This window comes from Solirubrum puertoriconensis, assembly GCF_001483135.1.
In the GTDB taxonomy this organism is placed as follows: Bacteria; Bacteroidota; Bacteroidia; order Cytophagales; family Hymenobacteraceae; genus Solirubrum; species Solirubrum puertoriconensis.
Genome location: NZ_LNAL01000003.1, coordinates 194,858 through 209,085, shown reverse-complemented (window position 1 = coordinate 209,085; position 14,228 = coordinate 194,858). Strand labels below are relative to the sequence as shown.

Here is a 14,228-nt window from a genome sequence, read left to right as displayed (position 1 = left end):
GGTAAACGAGGGTATAGCTGAGGAAGAAAACAGGGAAGCAGGCAACCGGCTAGTCGGCGATGCGCAAGTGCTGGCTTTTGTACGACAGGTTACGCCTCGACACATCCACCATCAACCGGGCCCGGCGCAACAGCATCCGCCCAATAAGTACGGGGTACTTCATGTCGGAGCGGTCGGAAAGCGAAAATTCCGTTTCGAAATCTTCGCCAAACAGCCGAATCACGGTCCTAATCACGTAGCGCTCCTGCACTTCGCCATTCGAAGAACGGATGTCGCGCAGCGAAAACTCCTCGAACTGCAGCGGCATGCCGTGGAAAGCTGGGTGCGCATCGTCGAGGAGCAACACACGCAGCAGCGGCCGCCCATCGGGCAGCGTATCCACGTGGATGTCAGAGCAATGAATGGCGCCCGTAAACGCGCCGGTATCCACCTTGGCCTCTACCCCACGCAGCTGAAACTGCGGAAAGTCGACAAGCTCGCGGCGGCCTACGATTCGTTTCGGGGGTCGTCGGGGGTGGGCCTTTTTCACGGCAGCAAAATACGAGTGCGGCCGCGAGTAGCTGGGCAGGTACCGCTTATTTTTTCTTCTGGCTAAGCCCTAGGTGCGCTTAGCCCGCGTAGCTGATGCGGTACACGCAGTCGTTCTGGTCGTCGGAAACAAGCAGCGAGCCATCGGGCATTACCAGTAGCGCTACCGGGCGGCCCCAGTTCCGCTGCCCCTGCAACCAGCCCGAGGCAAAGGTTTCGTAACTGGTGGCTTGTTTTCCGCTGGCATCGAGGCGCACCAGGGTAATGCGGTAGCCGATTTTGTTGGAGCGGTTCCAAGAGCCATGCTCCGGAATGAAGATTTGATTGCGGTACTGCGCCGGAAACATGCTTCCGGTGTAAAACTTCATACCCAATGGCGCTACGTGCGGACCAAGCTTGCGGGCCGGTGGCACGTAGGTGCGCAGGCTTTTGCCTTTGCCAAACTGCGGGTCGAGGATGTCGCCCTGGTGCACAAACGGAAAGCCGAAGTGCAAACCCGGTGTAGGCAGGCGGTTCAGCTCGCAGGCGGGTTTGTCATCGCCGAGCATATCGCGGCCGTTGTCGTTAAACCACAAGGCCTTATCCGCGGGGCTCCAATCGAAGCCCACAGAGTTGCGCACCCCGTAGGCAATGGTTTCGAGGCCCGAGCCGTCGGGGTTCATGCGGTTGATGGTAGCAAAGATGCGCTGCTCGGGCAGGCACACGTTGCAAGGCGCACCTACGGGGATGTAGAGCTTGCCATCGGGCCCGAAGTTGATGTATTTCCAACCGTGGTGCTCCCGGTCGGGCAATTGGTCGTACACCACCGCTGGTTTAGGATTTTGCTTTAGGCGGGCAGCAATGTTGTCGTAGCGCAGGATGCGGCTGATTTCGGCCACGTACAGGGCGCCGTTGCGCACGGCCACGCCGTTGGGCTCGTTCAGGCCCGATGCTACCGTTACTACCTCGTCGGCGCGGCCGTCGCGGTTGCGGTCGGGCAGCGCGTACACTTTGGTGCCGCGGGTGCCTACATACACGGTACCATCGGCACCTAGGGCCAGCGAGCGGGCCCCGCCCACATTTTGGGCAAAGTAGCTGATGCGGAAGCCCGCCGGCAGCTTGATGTTACTGAGGTTATCGAGCGCAGCCACAGGACTTGCGCCAGCCAAGGGCAACAAAAAAAGCAGGGGCAGCAGTCGGCGGATCATACCGCTACCAACTGCTGCTCCTAGGCAAAGGTTGCGCAGCTTAAAGCCGGCCGGCTTGCCGCTCGCGCATCAGCCGCTCGTACTCGCGCTCCGACCAGTTTTCTTGCCCGAAGCGGCCGTAGGTAGCCAGCCCCTGAATACCGAGGCCAATACCCCAGAACACGGTAGGCCAAATGGGCCACGGCACGCCGTAGTCGCCCGTTTGGCGGCTGGTAACGGCCCAAATTGTCCAGAGCAGGGCGTTTACGAGTAGGTAGGTAAGCGCGTGCGATTTGAACTTGGCACGCGCCCGGGCCATACGCCAGATTTGGGGGTCGCGGTCGGAAGTGGTCATGGCAGTGTTTGGTGTCGGTCAGAAGAATTAGAATACCCGAATGTACTGTGCACAAGTAGCCTAGGTCAATTTTTTATGCCCCAAACGGCAACCATTTCGGGCTGAACCGTCTAAAAAGACCGACGAAGTGTAGGCGAGCCGCGGCCAGCATTCCATGCCTTATTCATTCACCATTCCTGCTGCAGTATGTCTCTCCCCCACTCTGCTTCCCACGAATTCGGCCGCATCCTGCTCGCTCACGGCGATATTACCAAACTCGACACCGACGCCATTGTCAACGCCGCCAACTCCTCGCTCCTAGGTGGCGGCGGGGTCGATGGGGCCATTCACCGCGCGGGTGGTGCCCAAATTCTCGATGAGTGCCGTACCATTCGGGCACGCCACGGCAGCTTGGCTACCGGCAAAGCTGTAATAACCAGCGGCGGCAAACTACACGCGCGCCACGTTATCCACACCGTAGGCCCGGTGTGGCAAGGCGGTGGGCAAGAAGAACCCCAACAGCTGGCCAATTGCTACACCAGCTCGCTGGAGCTAGCGGCCGAGCACCAGTTGCGCAGCATTGCGTTTCCAGGCATCAGCACCGGCATCTACGGCTACCCCAAAGCCGAAGCGGCGCGCATTGCCGTGCAAACCGTGCGCGATTACCTCATGCACCACGAGCTGCCCGAGATTGTAGTGTTTGTGCTGTTCGATGAGGAAAACCTGCACCTGTACGAACGCGAGCTAGCGGCCTTATCCGAAGCCTAGGCCCAGCGCAGCTCCTCGGGGTGGCGGCGCAGGTAACTGGCCACATCGTAGATGAGCCCGGCGTGGCCGGCTTCCAGCATTACGGTGTGAGCATTGTTGAGCGAACCGATAAACTCGCGCAGGCCAGCATGCGGGATTACCCGATCGTAGCGCCCCAGGAAAAACGTAACGGGCGTGGGCCTGCGGTTGAGCACTTGGGCCAGTTGGCGCGTATCAAACACGAGGTGGCGGAAACCCGTCCAGCTGCGGTACACGCGCAGGCGCTTTTCGCGGCTATCGAGCTGCCATTGAGCAAAGCGCACCAGCCCGGTATCCACAATGCGCCGCTGACCTAAGGCCTCGATGAGGTTGAGCAAACGTTGTGGGCGCAACACGGCGCGGCCCAACACATTGCGCATCCAAGGCGGGTAGGTAGCCAATGAGTACCAAAACTGTGTTTTGATGCCGTCGGGCGCAATCAGCCAAAGGTGCGCCACACGCTCGGCAAAGTGCTCCGCCATGCTCAGGGCAAACTTGGCGCCCATGCTAAAGGCCAGCAGCCCGAAGTGCTCAATGCCTTGCTCCTTCAGAAACTGACCTAGGAGTTCGGCCAAACGCGGTTTCCGAATGGGGGCATCGGCCTTGGCCAAGCGGCTGCGGCCGTGGTAAAATAAGTCGAAGGAGTAAATGGTAACCCGCTCGCCCAACAACGAGGCTACACTGCGCCAGTGACTTTCGTTTTGGCCGTAGCCATGGAAGGCCAGCACCGGCAACGGCCCGCGGCCATAAACCTGGTAATGCAGCTTGGTACGGCCCGATTCGACGAACATGATTGAGGATGACTAGGAGAGTAAGCAGTACGGCATCCGAATAAATCAGAACGTCATTCCGAGCATGTTGCGCTTCGAGCAAGGAATCGAAGCGCAACATGCTCGGAATGACGTTCTGGATTTACCGCCAGCCTGGTTTACACACAAGCTTACAGTTTCGCCACACCGCCCGATACCACGAACTTCATTACTTGGGCGCTGGGCATATCAAGGTGTACCACGTTTTCGCGGGGTACCAGCAGCAGCTCGCCCGAAAAGTTGTAGGAGTCGGGAAAGTACACGGCCATCAGGTCTTCGCGGTGAATCGCCACCATCGACTCCTGCGTTATGAACCCTAGCTTGTAGCACTCGGTACCGGCAAATACCTTCACTAGCACCGGCGTGTTAAACTTCGGCTCCTCACCAAGCAGAGCATCGAAGATATCTTTGATGCTGGAATACAGTATATTGACAACCGGAAGCCGATTTAGAATACGCTCGCCCAGCACAATAAACGGCCGCACTTGGGTACCCACGTACCCCACCACGGTGAGTAGTACTACCACCACGCCGAGCCCTAAGCCTGGGATGTCCCAAAGCTGAAAAGAGCTATCAAGCCAGCGGAATATGGCCAGCAGAATGTAGACCGTGAGCGTAACGGGTGCCAGAATTAGCAGCCCGCGCAGAAAGTAGCCAAGGATTTTTTTCATCGAGGCGAAAAACAAAGCGCCCGGCCAAAAGCCAGGCGCAAACTACTAAAAGCAGCAGGTTTCAAGGTGCAGTATTAGGCTACGGCTTCGCCTACCTCGGCAATGCGGTCGGCTACGCGCTGCATAAGCCACATGGGCGTGCTTGTAGCGCCACAAATGCCTACCGAGGCGGCATCATCAAACCATTCATCTTGCAGCTCCTGCTCGTTTTCTACGAAGTAGCTGCGCGGGTTTTCGTGGTTTACTACGCCAAACAGCGCTTTGCCGTTCGAGCTCTTGCGCCCGCTCACAAACACTACTACATCGTGCTCGTGGGCAAACTTGCGTAGCTGCGGCTCGCGGTTGGATACCTGCCGGCAGATGGAATCGTTGGCATCGAAGGTAGTTAGGTCGCCACCGGCAGCGGCAATGCGCTCCTCGATGATTTGCTTCATGCGGTAGAAGCCGGCCGTGCTCTTGGTGGTTTGGCTAAACAGCGTAACCGGGCGCTTAAAGTCGATCTGATCCAAGTCTTGCTCAGTCATCACCACAATGGCGCGGTTGCCGGTTTGGCCGTTCAGGCCGGTTACCTCGGCGTGGCCAGGCTGGCCGTACAGCACAATCTGGCCATCGTGCCGGCGCGTGGCATCGAAGGCGTGCTTCACGCGGTTTTGCAGCTTCAGCACCACCGGGCACGAGGCATCGATCAGCTCGATGTTGTTGCGCAGGGCCAACTGGTAGGTTTCGGGTGGCTCGCCGTGGGCCCGAATCAGCACTTTGCAGTCGTGCAGCTGGCCCAACTGCTCGCGGTCGATTACGCGCAGGCCCTGTTGGTGCAGGCGCTCCACTTCCATGCGGTTGTGCACAATGTCGCCCAGGCAGTACAGCTCCGCGGAGTGCTCCAGCTCGTCTTCGGCCATCTGAATGGCGTACTCCACGCCGAAGCAGTACCCGGAATTCTTATCGATGGTGACGTTCATGTCAGTCGGTTCTTGTAGCCCAGCCGGCTTGCCTTCCCTCAGCTCTGCCGACTAACGTGCCCTAGGGCATTAATCATTCCAAACTCCTCCGGAGCGGGCGTATTGTCAGCCAATTTCAGCTGCTCGTAGCCCATCAACCAGTACGGACGAAACGCGCTCTAGTACGAAATCGACCTGCTCATCGATCGTAATATGCGAGGTATCGAGCAGCACGGCGTCGGCGGCGCGGCGCAGCGGGCTTTCGGCACGCGTCGAGTCAAGGTAGTCGCGTTTCTGCAGGTTCTGCACAATGTCATCGAGCGACACCTGCTCGCCCTTGGCAGCCAGCTCTACCTGGCGGCGCATGGCGCGGGTGTGCACGTCGGCGGTCATGAAGATTTTTACCTCGGCGTCCGGAAACACAGTGGTTCCGATGTCGCGGCCATCCATTACCACGCCGCGCTTACGCCCCATGCGCTGTTGCTGGCGCACCATGGCGTGGCGCACGGCCGGAATAACCGAAACTTCGCTTACGGCATTGGAAATGCGCATCTGCCGAATTTCATCCTCGCGGATGACGCCGTCGAGGCACAATTCGTTGCGCCCCGAGCGGCGGTTCCGCTTGAAGGTAATCTGCATTTGGTGAAGGGCTTCCTCCACCCGCGGCAAGTCCTCGAACGAGATGTTGTGCTCGAGGAGGTAAAGCGTAACACCACGGTACATAGCCCCGGTGTCGATGTAAGCATAGCCAAGTTCGGCGGCAACGGCTTTGGCCGTAGTGCTTTTGCCGCAGGAAGAGTAGCCGTCGATGGCTATGACGATGTTTTTCATCTGGTGAGCGGTCGGCGGGCCGTCGTCGGGAGCGGAAGCGGAATCCACGTCAACCGACGAGCGGGCTGCACCGATAACCGGCTGGGTACCGATTGGTAAAACCCAGACACCGATTCGGCGAGTCCATGCGTCAGTTGGCGGTCCACATGCTCGAACGGCCGCACAAAGGTATGCGCTCCAAGTTGGATGCCCACCACTCCGGCTTCATTGTGTATCCACTGCCCCCCAAATGCCCGGATGATGCACTCTCCCAAAAAGCACCCTAAGGCATTGACTACGTTTGGCTTGTCGGCATCGCCGATATCCTGGCGCTGCTTTTCAATAAATTCGGCAAGTATCTGCACAGCGGCTTCGTCGAAGGCAGATACATTGAGTTGTTGCCGCACAGCTTCGGCGGCAGCACGCAACTCTTCCATGGCAATAGGTGAAATAGAAAGAAGGAAAGAAGAACAAACTCGCGAGCGAGTGATAACGTAGTTACAAAAGTTTTGCTGGATAGCAGAATTACAGGCAAAAAAAATCGCCTCTAAAGAGACGATTATGAAAAAACAATAAGATTTTTCAGGGAAAGTACTAGTAGGCATGCCTACTGTATCCAACCTTTGCGCTTTACTGGCTCGGCCAATCTCGACGGTATCGAAGCAAAGAAATCGGCCACCGATTCCTTCAATCCGTTGTCGAATTGCAGCGCCACCCGGAAGAAGGGGTTGAAGAACCGCTCGCCCCGGAAACCCACGCCCGTGGTGCCGTCGGGGCCGGTGGCCCACTCGCCTTGGTAGCCCTGCACCATGCACTGGCCCAAAAAAGCACCTAGGGCCACCACCACGCCTTGGATGTTGTCGCGATTAAGCAAAGGCCGCTGCTCTTCAATAAAGTTGGCGAGGCGCTGCACGGCGGCTTCGTCGAAGTCGTTTACCCGCAGTTGCTGGCGCACGGCTTCGGCAGCCTGGTGAATGTGGGCAAGGGGGTTTTCGGAGGACATAGGCAAAAAGGCTAAACGCGGAAGACAATTACCTCTTACGGCAACGGGCTGGCCGTGGCAGTGGTTACGGCATGGTCGTGGCCGGAATAGCACCGGCCGGGGCAGCCTTTGCCTTCCAGCTGAGGTAGATATCAAGGATTTTGCCGATGTGTTCGGGGCCTACATCTACCTTGGCCAGCTCCTGCGGCAGCGTAGGGTGGTCGTGCAAGATTTCGGCCATGGCTTGGCGAAACTCGGCGCGCTTTCTCGGCAACACCCGCACGGGCCCATCGCCCGGCAAGGCTAGCAACAGGGTTTCGGGGGCATCGTAGCGCAGTACCGCGTAGCCGGCTTTACGGTAGAGCTGCCGCACGAACGCCTGCTCAACGGTTCCTTTCCGCACCGAGAAATTCCGGGCTACCACAAAGGTGTCTTGGCGCACTACGTAGCGCTGCACTTCGCGCGGGTCGTACCAAGTGGGCGTTTTGTTGCGGCGGTCGTCATTAGCCACGGCAAAGCTATCGGTACCGGGCGCCAGTTGGGCGTCGTTCCAACGGCCATCGGCCAACTGAAAGCGGCCGCGCTCAAACGTTACGGCATTGCGCGGGCTGTAATACATGGGCATGCCTGGCTGCCCCGGCATGGGCGGTGGCATACGCGGCGGCGAGTAGCTCGGGAAGGCCTGTCCAAACGCGCAGGCCGGCCCGGCACCTAGGGCCAGCGTCAGCCACCTGAATCGGGCTACTAAACTCATTGAAAATGTACGTGTGGGCAGATACTACTCGGCGCCGGTGGGCTGACGGGCAAAAATGGCGTTTGTATTAAAGCCTTCGGGCTTGTTGCGCAAGTAGGCATCCAAAATGGCGCGGGTGTGCGTCACGTCGAGCTGGCCGCTTTGCAGCTGCTGGCTAAGCATGGGGTGGTCGGCCACCACGGCCTGCATGGCCTGCTGAAACTCTTTGCGCTGCGTAGGCAGGGCCAAGGCTTTTTGGTTGGGGAACCGCAGCACCGGCACCATGCCGCCGGCACTGGCAAACTCGAACAGCTCGACCTGCGGGCGGCGCCACGTGCGGCGGCCCAGCACGGTGGTTGGTGGCACTGGCTGCTTGTCTTTGCCGCTCGGCGGAAACTGCACGCTGTGTACTACCGCGAACGTATCGGTGCCAATAACGGCTTGTCGCAGCTCGCCCAGGCTGTAGCGCTGCTCGTCCTTGCCGGTCTCAGCCTGCAGCAAATTATTGGTGAGCAGCAGCTTGGCGGGCTGCCAGGTAGCGGCATTGGCCTCGAGTTGGTAGCTACCTTTCCCTTTGCGCGCAAACTGATGGTCGGCCGTGGCAAGCATGGTTACATTAACGGCCGTACGCACCAAGCCCGACAATCAGGTCGGCCTGCGCCGAGGCCGCTGTATGAAGACCTAGGAAAAGCGCCGCGGCGCACATGCTGCGCAGGGCTGCACGGCGGCCTCGCGGGTAAACGTGGGTCATAGAAACAAAACGAAGAGGTGGAGCGAGTTGCGGGCGGCCCTAGGTAGCAGGCGCGGCTAGTGGCTTTCGCAGGGGCAGGGCGTTTTGCCACCGCGGGCTTTGCGCTTAAACGAAGCAGTTTTTTTCTGCTGCGGCGTCATGCGGGCGCAGCTCGTAAGCAACGGCGTAGCCGTAGCCAAGGTAAGCGCCGAAAGCAACAGGGTTATGGTCTTTCTCACCAGTCAATCGGTTTTTAAACAAAGATAACCTTCTTTGTTGGGTGGCTTGGCCACTCTTTACTCTGGAAATTATTTCTGCTTTTGCCTATGTCAGCTGATTTTGCGCTGCGCGCCAACGTTGTCGATATCCGTAACAAAACCACCCGTCCGGGCACCATTTGGGTAGCCGGCGGCCGCATCGAGCGGATTGAGTACGAGGCCACGAGAACCACGTCCGACCCTGCCCTGCCCTATGCCCTGCCTGGCTTCGTGGATGCGCACGTGCACGTAGAAAGCTCCTTGCTAGTACCCGCCGAGTTTGCGCGCTTGGCTGTGGTGCACGGCACGGTCGCCACCGTTTCCGATCCGCACGAAATCGGCAACGTACTGGGCGTAGCCGGCGTAGAGTTTATGCTTGATAATGCCCGGCAGTCGCCGTTTCACTTCTGCTTTGGCGCGCCCTCGTGCGTGCCGGCTACGGTGTTCGAAACGGCTGGCGCTATCATCACCGCCGACGACATCGAGCAGCTGTTTCAGCGGCCCGAAATTGGCTACTTAGCCGAGATGATGAACTGGCCTGGTGTGCTGCACGGCGACACCGACGTGATGCACAAAATTGCCCTGGCCCGGCAATACGGCCGCCCCGTTGATGGGCACGCTCCGGGCCTGCGCGGCGAGGATGCCCGTCGTTACGCTGCCGCTGGCATGAGCACCGACCACGAGTGCTTTACGGCCGACGAGGCTTTAGATAAGCTGGCTTGCGGCATGCACATCCTCATTCGTGAAGGCTCGGCCGCGCGCAACTTCGATGCGCTGGTGGATTTGCTGCACGAGCATTCGGCCAACATCATGTTCTGCTCCGACGACAAGCACCCCGACTCACTAGTGCTCAACCACATCGACGAGCTGGTGCGCCGCGCTGTGGCCCGCGGTATTGATGTTTGGAAGGTGCTGCAAGCTGCCTGCCTCAACCCCGTGCAGCATTACCGCCTCGACCTAGGCCAACTCCGCGACGGCGACGCCGCCGATTTCATCGTGGTTGATAACCTGCAGGATTTCAGGGTGCAGCAAACCTACCTGCGCGGCGAGTTGGTAGCCGAGCACGGCCGCGCGCTGCTGCCGCCCGGCCGCAACGCGGCGCCCAATAACTTTGTGGCCCAGCCGGTGCAGCCCACCGATTTTGCCCTAGGTGCCCAGGATGCTAACGCGACAGCAGCCCAAGTGCGAGCCATTCGGTGCTACGATGGCCAGCTAATTACATCGGCCGACCCAGCCAGCGTACCGGTGCAAGCCGGCCTGCTGGTGCCCGATGTGGCCAACGATGTGCTGAAGCTTACCGTGGTGAACCGCTACCAAGCCGATGCCAAGCCCGCCGTGGCGTTCATCCGTGGGTTTGGGCTGCAGCGCGGTGCCTTGGCCAGTAGCGTAGGCCACGACTCGCACAACATCACGGCCGTAGGCTGCTCCGATGAAGCCATTGCCCGGGCCGTGAACTTGGTAATCGAAGCCAAAGGCGGCCTGGCTGCCGTGGGCGACAACGGCGAGGATCTGCTGTTGCCGCTGCCCGTAGCTGGCTTAATGTCGGATGGCGAGGGGTATGCCGTAGCCGAAGCCTATACGGCCGTCGATCAGCTAGCCAAGCACCTAGGCAGTCCGTTGCGCGCTCCGTTCATGACACTGTCGTTCATGGCGCTGCTGGTAATTCCTGCCCTAAAACTGAGCGACAAAGGCCTTTTCGATGGCGAAAAATTTGAGTTTGTATCCGTGCTGATGTAGCTCTTTGCTACCCCGACGCAACAACAGAAAGGCCGCCGGAACAACTGTTCCGGCGGCCTTTCTGTTGTGAAAATAGAAGCTCGATGAAGCTTAGTTTACCATCTCGAAGCGCTTTTCGAGGAGCATGCGCATCTTCTCTTCGGTGAGCGGCTTGGCCAGGTACTCTACGCCTTCGTACTGCGATACCCGCGAGGTATCGGCGGAGTGCATGGAGGTGGTTAGCACCGCCATTACGGTTTTTTCGCGCACTTCGGCGGGCAGTTGGCTGTACTGGTTTAAGAACTCGAAGCCATCCATACCGGGCATCTTCAGGTCTACAAAAACCAGTTCCGGCTTTGCATCGCCGGCTGCCGCACCTTTGCCCCAAAGTTGGTTGAAGGCTTGCTCGGCGTTGGTGAACAACAGAATGTTCTCGGCCAGATCGAGCCGCTGCAACAAGCGGTTGTTCAAGAAACTAGTGGTTTCGTTATCGTCAATAAGAACCACCTGGTTGAGTTTACGTGACATTGCGTAGGCCTGTGATAGTTGAAACAATACCGGCCACGCCTTGCAGTCGGGTATGCTAAAGATACTGAAATTAATCGAGCCAGCCCTGCTCGCGCATCCAGTCGTCGTTGTAGATCTTACCTAGGTAGCGCGTGCCGTGGTCGGGCAACACAATTACCATGGTGTCTTCGGGCTTGAGGTTTTCTTTGGCGTACTCAAGGGCACCGTGCACGGCCGAACCGCACGACCAACCCACGAACAAGCCTTCTTCTTTAGCTAAGCGGCGCGTCATGATGGCGGCATCCTTATCGGCTACCTTGATAAACAAGTCGATCAGGTCGAAGTCCACATTCTTGGGCAGAATATCTTCGCCGATACCCTCGGTTTTGTAAGGGTAAATCTCGTTTTCGTCGAAGATGCCGGTCTCCTTGTACTTCTTGAACACCGAGCCGTAGGTATCGAGGCCAACAGTTACCAAGTTCGGGTTTTGCTCCTTCAGGTACTTGCTGGTGCCGCAAATGGTACCGCCAGTGCCCACGCCGCAGGCATAGTGCGTGATTTTACCCTCCGTCTGCTGCCACAGCTCGGGACCAGTAGTGTCGTAGTGCGCGGCCGAGTTCGAAAGGTTGTCGTACTGGTTCGGATAGAACGAGTTCGGAATTTCGGCGTTCAGCTTGCGGGCTACCGAGTAGTACGAGCGGGGGTCGTCGGGGGCCACGTTGGTGGGGCACACAATCACTTCGGCACCCACAGCTTTCAGGATATCCTGCTTTTCCTTGCTCTGCTTGTCCGACATCGTGAAGATGCACTTGTAGCCTTTCGCGATGGCCGCCAGGGCCAAGCCCATGCCAGTGTTGCCCGAGGTGCCTTCGATAATGGTACCGCCCGGCTTGAGCAGGCCCGCCTTTTCAGCGTCCTCGATCATGCGCAGCGCCATGCGGTCTTTCACCGAGTTGCCGGGGTTGAAGTACTCAACTTTGGCCAGGATGGTACCGGGGATGCCTTCGGCTACTTTATTAAGCTTCACCAGCGGCGTGTTGCCGATGGCTTCAACGATGTTGTTTAGGTACATGCGTGGGAGATTGGGAAAGCGCAAAGGTACAGTTTTGCCCTTGCAGCCGAACTACTGTTAGTGGTAGCTAACAAACCTTGGCCCTAGGTATTACCCTTGCCAATCGGTTCCTAACACTTTCGGGGCCTTGTTTGTGCCCGCTAGGTGCAATTAGTAGCCCTGCCTAGCTCTATGTAGATGCATACCCGGCCACGCAGAGCTTGGCAAATAACCCTCTTACTGCCCACACCCGAGTAGCCGCTACCACCTAGGGCCCCACGTATGGTTTCTTGCCTTGCCTCAGCCGCCGAAAAGCCTACCTTTGCGCACGGCTCGCCGTAGGCGGGCTTTTCCACTGATTTATCTTCACTCCATTCCCACATGAGCGTACTGGTCAATAAGGACTCGAAAGTGATTGTGCAGGGTTTCACGGGCTCCGAAGGCTCGTTCCATGCCCAGCAGATGATGGACTACGGCACCAACGTAGTGGGTGGCGTAACGCCCGGCAAAGGCGGTCAAACCCACCTCGGCAAGCCCGTATTCAACACCGTAGCCGACGCCGTACGCGAAACCGGCGCCGACACCACCATCATTTTCGTGCCCCCGGCATTTGCTGCCGACGCTATCATGGAGGCTGCTGATGCCGGCATCAAGGTTATCGTAACCATCACCGAAGGCATCCCGACCAAGGATATGATTGCGGTGAAGGAGTACTTGAAAAACCGCGAAGGCCTGCGCATGATCGGCCCGAACTGCCCCGGCGTAATGACCGCCGGCGAGTGCAAAGTGGGCATCATGCCCGGCTTTATCTTCTCGAAAGGTCGCGTAGGTATCGTATCGAAATCGGGCACGCTGACCTACGAGGCCGTTGACCAGCTGACCAAGGCCGGCCTGGGCCAAACCACGGCTATCGGTATCGGCGGCGACCCCATCATCGGCACCACCACCAAAGAAGCCGTTGAGCTGCTCATGAACGACCCCGAAACCGAGGGCATCGTAATGATCGGCGAAATCGGCGGCGGTATGGAAGCCGAAGCGGCTCGCTGGATTAAAGAAACCGGTAACAAGAAGCCCGTAGTAGGCTTCATCGCCGGCCAAACTGCACCTCCCGGCCGCCGCATGGGCCACGCTGGTGCCATTGTAGGCGGCGCCGACGACACGGCTGCTGCCAAAATGGCCATCATGCGCGAGTGCGGCATCCACGTAGTTGACTCGCCCGCCGAAATCGGCGAGACGATGCTGCGCGTGCTGAAAGGCGAGAAAGTAGAGGCGTAATTGCCCTAGGTTCAGAAACACGAAGAGCCCTGGCTGAGCAATCGACCAGGGCTCTTTGTTTGCAGAAAACGTTGCCTCGCACCTGTCATCCTGAGCACAGCGAAGGACCTTCACTCGCTAGAACGGGCTAGGGCAAGGCGGTATCTGACGTGGTAAGGTCCTTTGCTGTGCTCAGGATAACCAAAAAGTGTGCGGACGCGGCAAGGTATTTCTTCTGTCAGGATAACAACAAGTAACGCCAAACACCGATACCCTCACCAAGCTAATCCCCTCGCCCATCACCACCCACGTTCACAATTAGACCTAGGCTGAACACCGAGTTGCCCGCAGTAAGGTACTTGCGGTTTTTCAGGCCGAAGTTCCAGCCACTCATGGCCTGAAACTTCAATGGGCCAATCAGGCCGATGCGGGTATAGGTAACGGGCTCGAAGAAAATGTTGTCTTCGCCCGGAATGCGCTGGCCGTTCAGGCGCAGCTCGGGGGTGTTCATGTAGCTCAGGCGGAGGGCTGCCCCGTAGCGGAACGGCCACGTACGACCTAGGAACTCGAACTCCTCGCGGTCTTTCTTGGTGTAGTTTACCTGCGCGAAGTACTTTTCGAGCCGGGCTTCAACGGTTTCTGTTACTTCGCCGGCGCGGGTACGTTCGGTGCGCTTGCCTTTGCCGTAACCGGCGCCGGCGTACACCTCCAAAATGCGGCTTTGGTCGGCTCCGAAGCGAGTGTAGTAGCCCGCGCCCACTTCGCCAAAATCTTGGTCGTAGACTTTGCGCTTGCCATTGGTGTGCAGAAACGAACCCGTGGCAATTAGGCCCACGTGTTCGCCTACTGCATAGGCCCCTTGAGCGCTAACGTTGGCTTTCCAATTGGTATGCAGGCCGCCGCTGAACTCGCCCTTTTGCGTGAGCATGGGCGCGGCAGCAGGTGGCGGAAAATAA

At 58.5% G+C, this 14,228-nt stretch carries 18 protein-coding genes and 1 pseudogene; 3 read left to right on the top strand and 16 right to left on the bottom strand.

The features are described from left to right. Nucleotides 1-49: 49 nt before the first annotated feature. From ASU33_RS01335 to ASU33_RS01325, 3 genes are all read right to left on the bottom strand, one after another. The gene (locus tag ASU33_RS01335) at nt 50-529 is read right to left on the bottom strand and encodes an ATP-dependent zinc protease family protein (RefSeq protein ID WP_059067381.1); all 480 of its coding nucleotides are present in this window, start codon (nt 527-529) and stop codon (nt 50-52) included. A 79-nt stretch (nt 530-608) separates the two neighbouring features. Beyond that, nucleotides 609-1,715 carry a PQQ-dependent sugar dehydrogenase gene (locus tag ASU33_RS01330; protein ID WP_059067379.1) on the bottom strand — a complete coding sequence of 369 codons (1,107 nt, stop codon included), beginning with the start codon at nt 1,713-1,715 and terminating at the stop codon, nt 609-611. A gap of 40 nt (nt 1,716-1,755) precedes the next feature. Further along, nucleotides 1,756-2,049, bottom strand: coding sequence for a 2TM domain-containing protein (locus tag ASU33_RS01325; protein WP_059067378.1), 294 nt, complete (start codon nt 2,047-2,049; stop codon nt 1,756-1,758). Nucleotides 2,050-2,235: 186 nt separating this feature from the next. Here ASU33_RS01325 and ASU33_RS01320 point away from each other — a divergent pair, with 186 nt between their 5' ends. Continuing rightward, a complete protein-coding gene (locus tag ASU33_RS01320; protein WP_059067376.1) occupies nt 2,236-2,796 on the top strand; it encodes an O-acetyl-ADP-ribose deacetylase in 561 nt (186 codons plus the stop codon). Here the strand turns inward: ASU33_RS01320 and ASU33_RS01315 are convergent. From ASU33_RS01315 to ASU33_RS21395, 10 genes are all read right to left on the bottom strand, one after another. Next, nucleotides 2,793-3,605: an alpha/beta fold hydrolase gene (locus tag ASU33_RS01315; RefSeq protein WP_059067374.1), complete on the bottom strand. Its 813-nt coding sequence runs from the start codon at nt 3,603-3,605 to the stop codon at nt 2,793-2,795. The two genes, ASU33_RS01320 and ASU33_RS01315, sit on opposite strands and share 4 nt — an antisense overlap. Nucleotides 3,606-3,754: 149 nt before the next feature. Then, nucleotides 3,755-4,294, bottom strand: a complete 540-nt coding sequence (locus ASU33_RS01310) for a DUF502 domain-containing protein (protein ID WP_059068287.1) — start codon at nt 4,292-4,294, stop codon at nt 3,755-3,757. Nucleotides 4,295-4,368: 74 nt separating this feature from the next. Beyond that, entirely contained in the window at nt 4,369-5,253 is an 885-nt protein-coding gene (locus tag ASU33_RS01305) for a 4-hydroxy-3-methylbut-2-enyl diphosphate reductase (protein ID WP_059067372.1), read from the bottom strand. A 105-nt stretch (nt 5,254-5,358) separates the two neighbouring features. After that, on the bottom strand, nt 5,359-6,063 hold the full coding sequence (gene cmk / locus ASU33_RS01300; protein ID WP_059067371.1) for a (d)CMP kinase: 705 nt from the start codon (nt 6,061-6,063) through the stop codon (nt 5,359-5,361). Next, the gene (locus ASU33_RS01295; protein WP_059067369.1) at nt 6,060-6,479 is read right to left on the bottom strand and encodes a hypothetical protein; all 420 of its coding nucleotides are present in this window, start codon (nt 6,477-6,479) and stop codon (nt 6,060-6,062) included. Before ASU33_RS01295 ends, cmk begins: the two co-directional genes overlap by 4 nt. Nucleotides 6,480-6,649: 170 nt before the next feature. Further along, nucleotides 6,650-7,045: a hypothetical protein gene (locus ASU33_RS01290; protein ID WP_059067367.1), complete on the bottom strand. Its 396-nt coding sequence runs from the start codon at nt 7,043-7,045 to the stop codon at nt 6,650-6,652. A gap of 64 nt (nt 7,046-7,109) precedes the next feature. After that, a complete protein-coding gene (locus ASU33_RS01285) occupies nt 7,110-7,778 on the bottom strand; it encodes a hypothetical protein (protein WP_149866983.1) in 669 nt (222 codons plus the stop codon). A 24-nt stretch (nt 7,779-7,802) separates the two neighbouring features. Continuing rightward, nucleotides 7,803-8,366 (bottom strand): hypothetical protein, encoded by a 564-nt coding sequence (locus ASU33_RS01280; RefSeq protein WP_149866982.1) that lies wholly within the window; start codon nt 8,364-8,366, stop codon nt 7,803-7,805. 7 nt (nt 8,367-8,373) lie between these two features. After that, complete coding sequence (locus ASU33_RS21710) at nt 8,374-8,508, bottom strand: hypothetical protein (RefSeq protein ID WP_286130381.1); 135 nt, start codon at nt 8,506-8,508, stop codon at nt 8,374-8,376. Nucleotides 8,509-8,564: 56 nt separating this feature from the next. Next, nucleotides 8,565-8,726, bottom strand: coding sequence for a hypothetical protein (locus ASU33_RS21395; RefSeq protein ID WP_160328108.1), 162 nt, complete (start codon nt 8,724-8,726; stop codon nt 8,565-8,567). Between the two features lie 87 nt (nt 8,727-8,813). Here ASU33_RS21395 and ade point away from each other — a divergent pair, with 87 nt between their 5' ends. After that, a complete protein-coding gene (gene ade, locus ASU33_RS01275; protein WP_059067360.1) occupies nt 8,814-10,481 on the top strand; it encodes an adenine deaminase in 1,668 nt (555 codons plus the stop codon). A gap of 90 nt (nt 10,482-10,571) precedes the next feature. Here ade and ASU33_RS01270 read toward each other — a convergent pair whose 3' ends face one another. Further along, nucleotides 10,572-10,988 (bottom strand): response regulator, encoded by a 417-nt coding sequence (locus ASU33_RS01270; protein ID WP_059067358.1) that lies wholly within the window; start codon nt 10,986-10,988, stop codon nt 10,572-10,574. Nucleotides 10,989-11,061: 73 nt separating this feature from the next. Further along, a pseudogene (locus tag ASU33_RS01265) lies at nt 11,062-12,039 on the bottom strand (PLP-dependent cysteine synthase family protein); the annotation flags it as partial. A 360-nt stretch (nt 12,040-12,399) separates the two neighbouring features. Between ASU33_RS01265 and sucD the strand changes: the two are divergent. Then, nucleotides 12,400-13,293, top strand: a complete 894-nt coding sequence (gene sucD / locus ASU33_RS01260) for a succinate--CoA ligase subunit alpha (RefSeq protein ID WP_059067355.1) — start codon at nt 12,400-12,402, stop codon at nt 13,291-13,293. 262 nt (nt 13,294-13,555) lie between these two features. On the opposite strand, the gene ASU33_RS01255 is transcribed toward sucD, so the two are convergent. After that, nucleotides 13,556-14,200: a hypothetical protein gene (locus ASU33_RS01255; protein WP_059067353.1), complete on the bottom strand. Its 645-nt coding sequence runs from the start codon at nt 14,198-14,200 to the stop codon at nt 13,556-13,558. Nucleotides 14,201-14,228 lie beyond the last annotated feature (28 nt).

Bases quoted from the DNA above. Each gene is read 5' to 3' on its own strand.
- ASU33_RS01330 (WP_059067379.1), bottom strand. From the start codon at position 1,715: ATGATCCGCCGACTGCTGCCCCTGCTTTTTTTGTTGCCCTTGGCTGGC.
- ASU33_RS01325 (WP_059067378.1), bottom strand. From the start codon at position 2,049: ATGACCACTTCCGACCGCGACCCCCAAATCTGGCGTATGGCCCGGGCG.
- ASU33_RS01320 (WP_059067376.1), top strand. From the start codon at position 2,236: ATGTCTCTCCCCCACTCTGCTTCCCACGAATTCGGCCGCATCCTGCTC.
- ASU33_RS01315 (WP_059067374.1), bottom strand. From the start codon at position 3,605: ATGTTCGTCGAATCGGGCCGTACCAAGCTGCATTACCAGGTTTATGGC.
- ASU33_RS01310 (WP_059068287.1), bottom strand. From the start codon at position 4,294: ATGAAAAAAATCCTTGGCTACTTTCTGCGCGGGCTGCTAATTCTGGCA.
- ASU33_RS01305 (WP_059067372.1), bottom strand. From the start codon at position 5,253: ATGAACGTCACCATCGATAAGAATTCCGGGTACTGCTTCGGCGTGGAG.
- cmk (WP_059067371.1), bottom strand. From the start codon at position 6,063: ATGAAAAACATCGTCATAGCCATCGACGGCTACTCTTCCTGCGGCAAA.
- ASU33_RS01295 (WP_059067369.1), bottom strand. From the start codon at position 6,479: ATGGAAGAGTTGCGTGCTGCCGCCGAAGCTGTGCGGCAACAACTCAAT.
- ASU33_RS01290 (WP_059067367.1), bottom strand. From the start codon at position 7,045: ATGTCCTCCGAAAACCCCCTTGCCCACATTCACCAGGCTGCCGAAGCC.
- ASU33_RS01285 (WP_149866983.1), bottom strand. From the start codon at position 7,778: ATGAGTTTAGTAGCCCGATTCAGGTGGCTGACGCTGGCCCTAGGTGCC.
- ASU33_RS01280 (WP_149866982.1), bottom strand. From the start codon at position 8,366: ATGCTTGCCACGGCCGACCATCAGTTTGCGCGCAAAGGGAAAGGTAGC.
- ASU33_RS21710 (WP_286130381.1), bottom strand. From the start codon at position 8,508: ATGACCCACGTTTACCCGCGAGGCCGCCGTGCAGCCCTGCGCAGCATG.
- ade (WP_059067360.1), top strand. From the start codon at position 8,814: ATGTCAGCTGATTTTGCGCTGCGCGCCAACGTTGTCGATATCCGTAAC.
- ASU33_RS01270 (WP_059067358.1), bottom strand. From the start codon at position 10,988: ATGTCACGTAAACTCAACCAGGTGGTTCTTATTGACGATAACGAAACC.
- sucD (WP_059067355.1), top strand. From the start codon at position 12,400: ATGAGCGTACTGGTCAATAAGGACTCGAAAGTGATTGTGCAGGGTTTC.
- ASU33_RS01255 (WP_059067353.1), bottom strand. From the start codon at position 14,200: ATGCTCACGCAAAAGGGCGAGTTCAGCGGCGGCCTGCATACCAATTGG.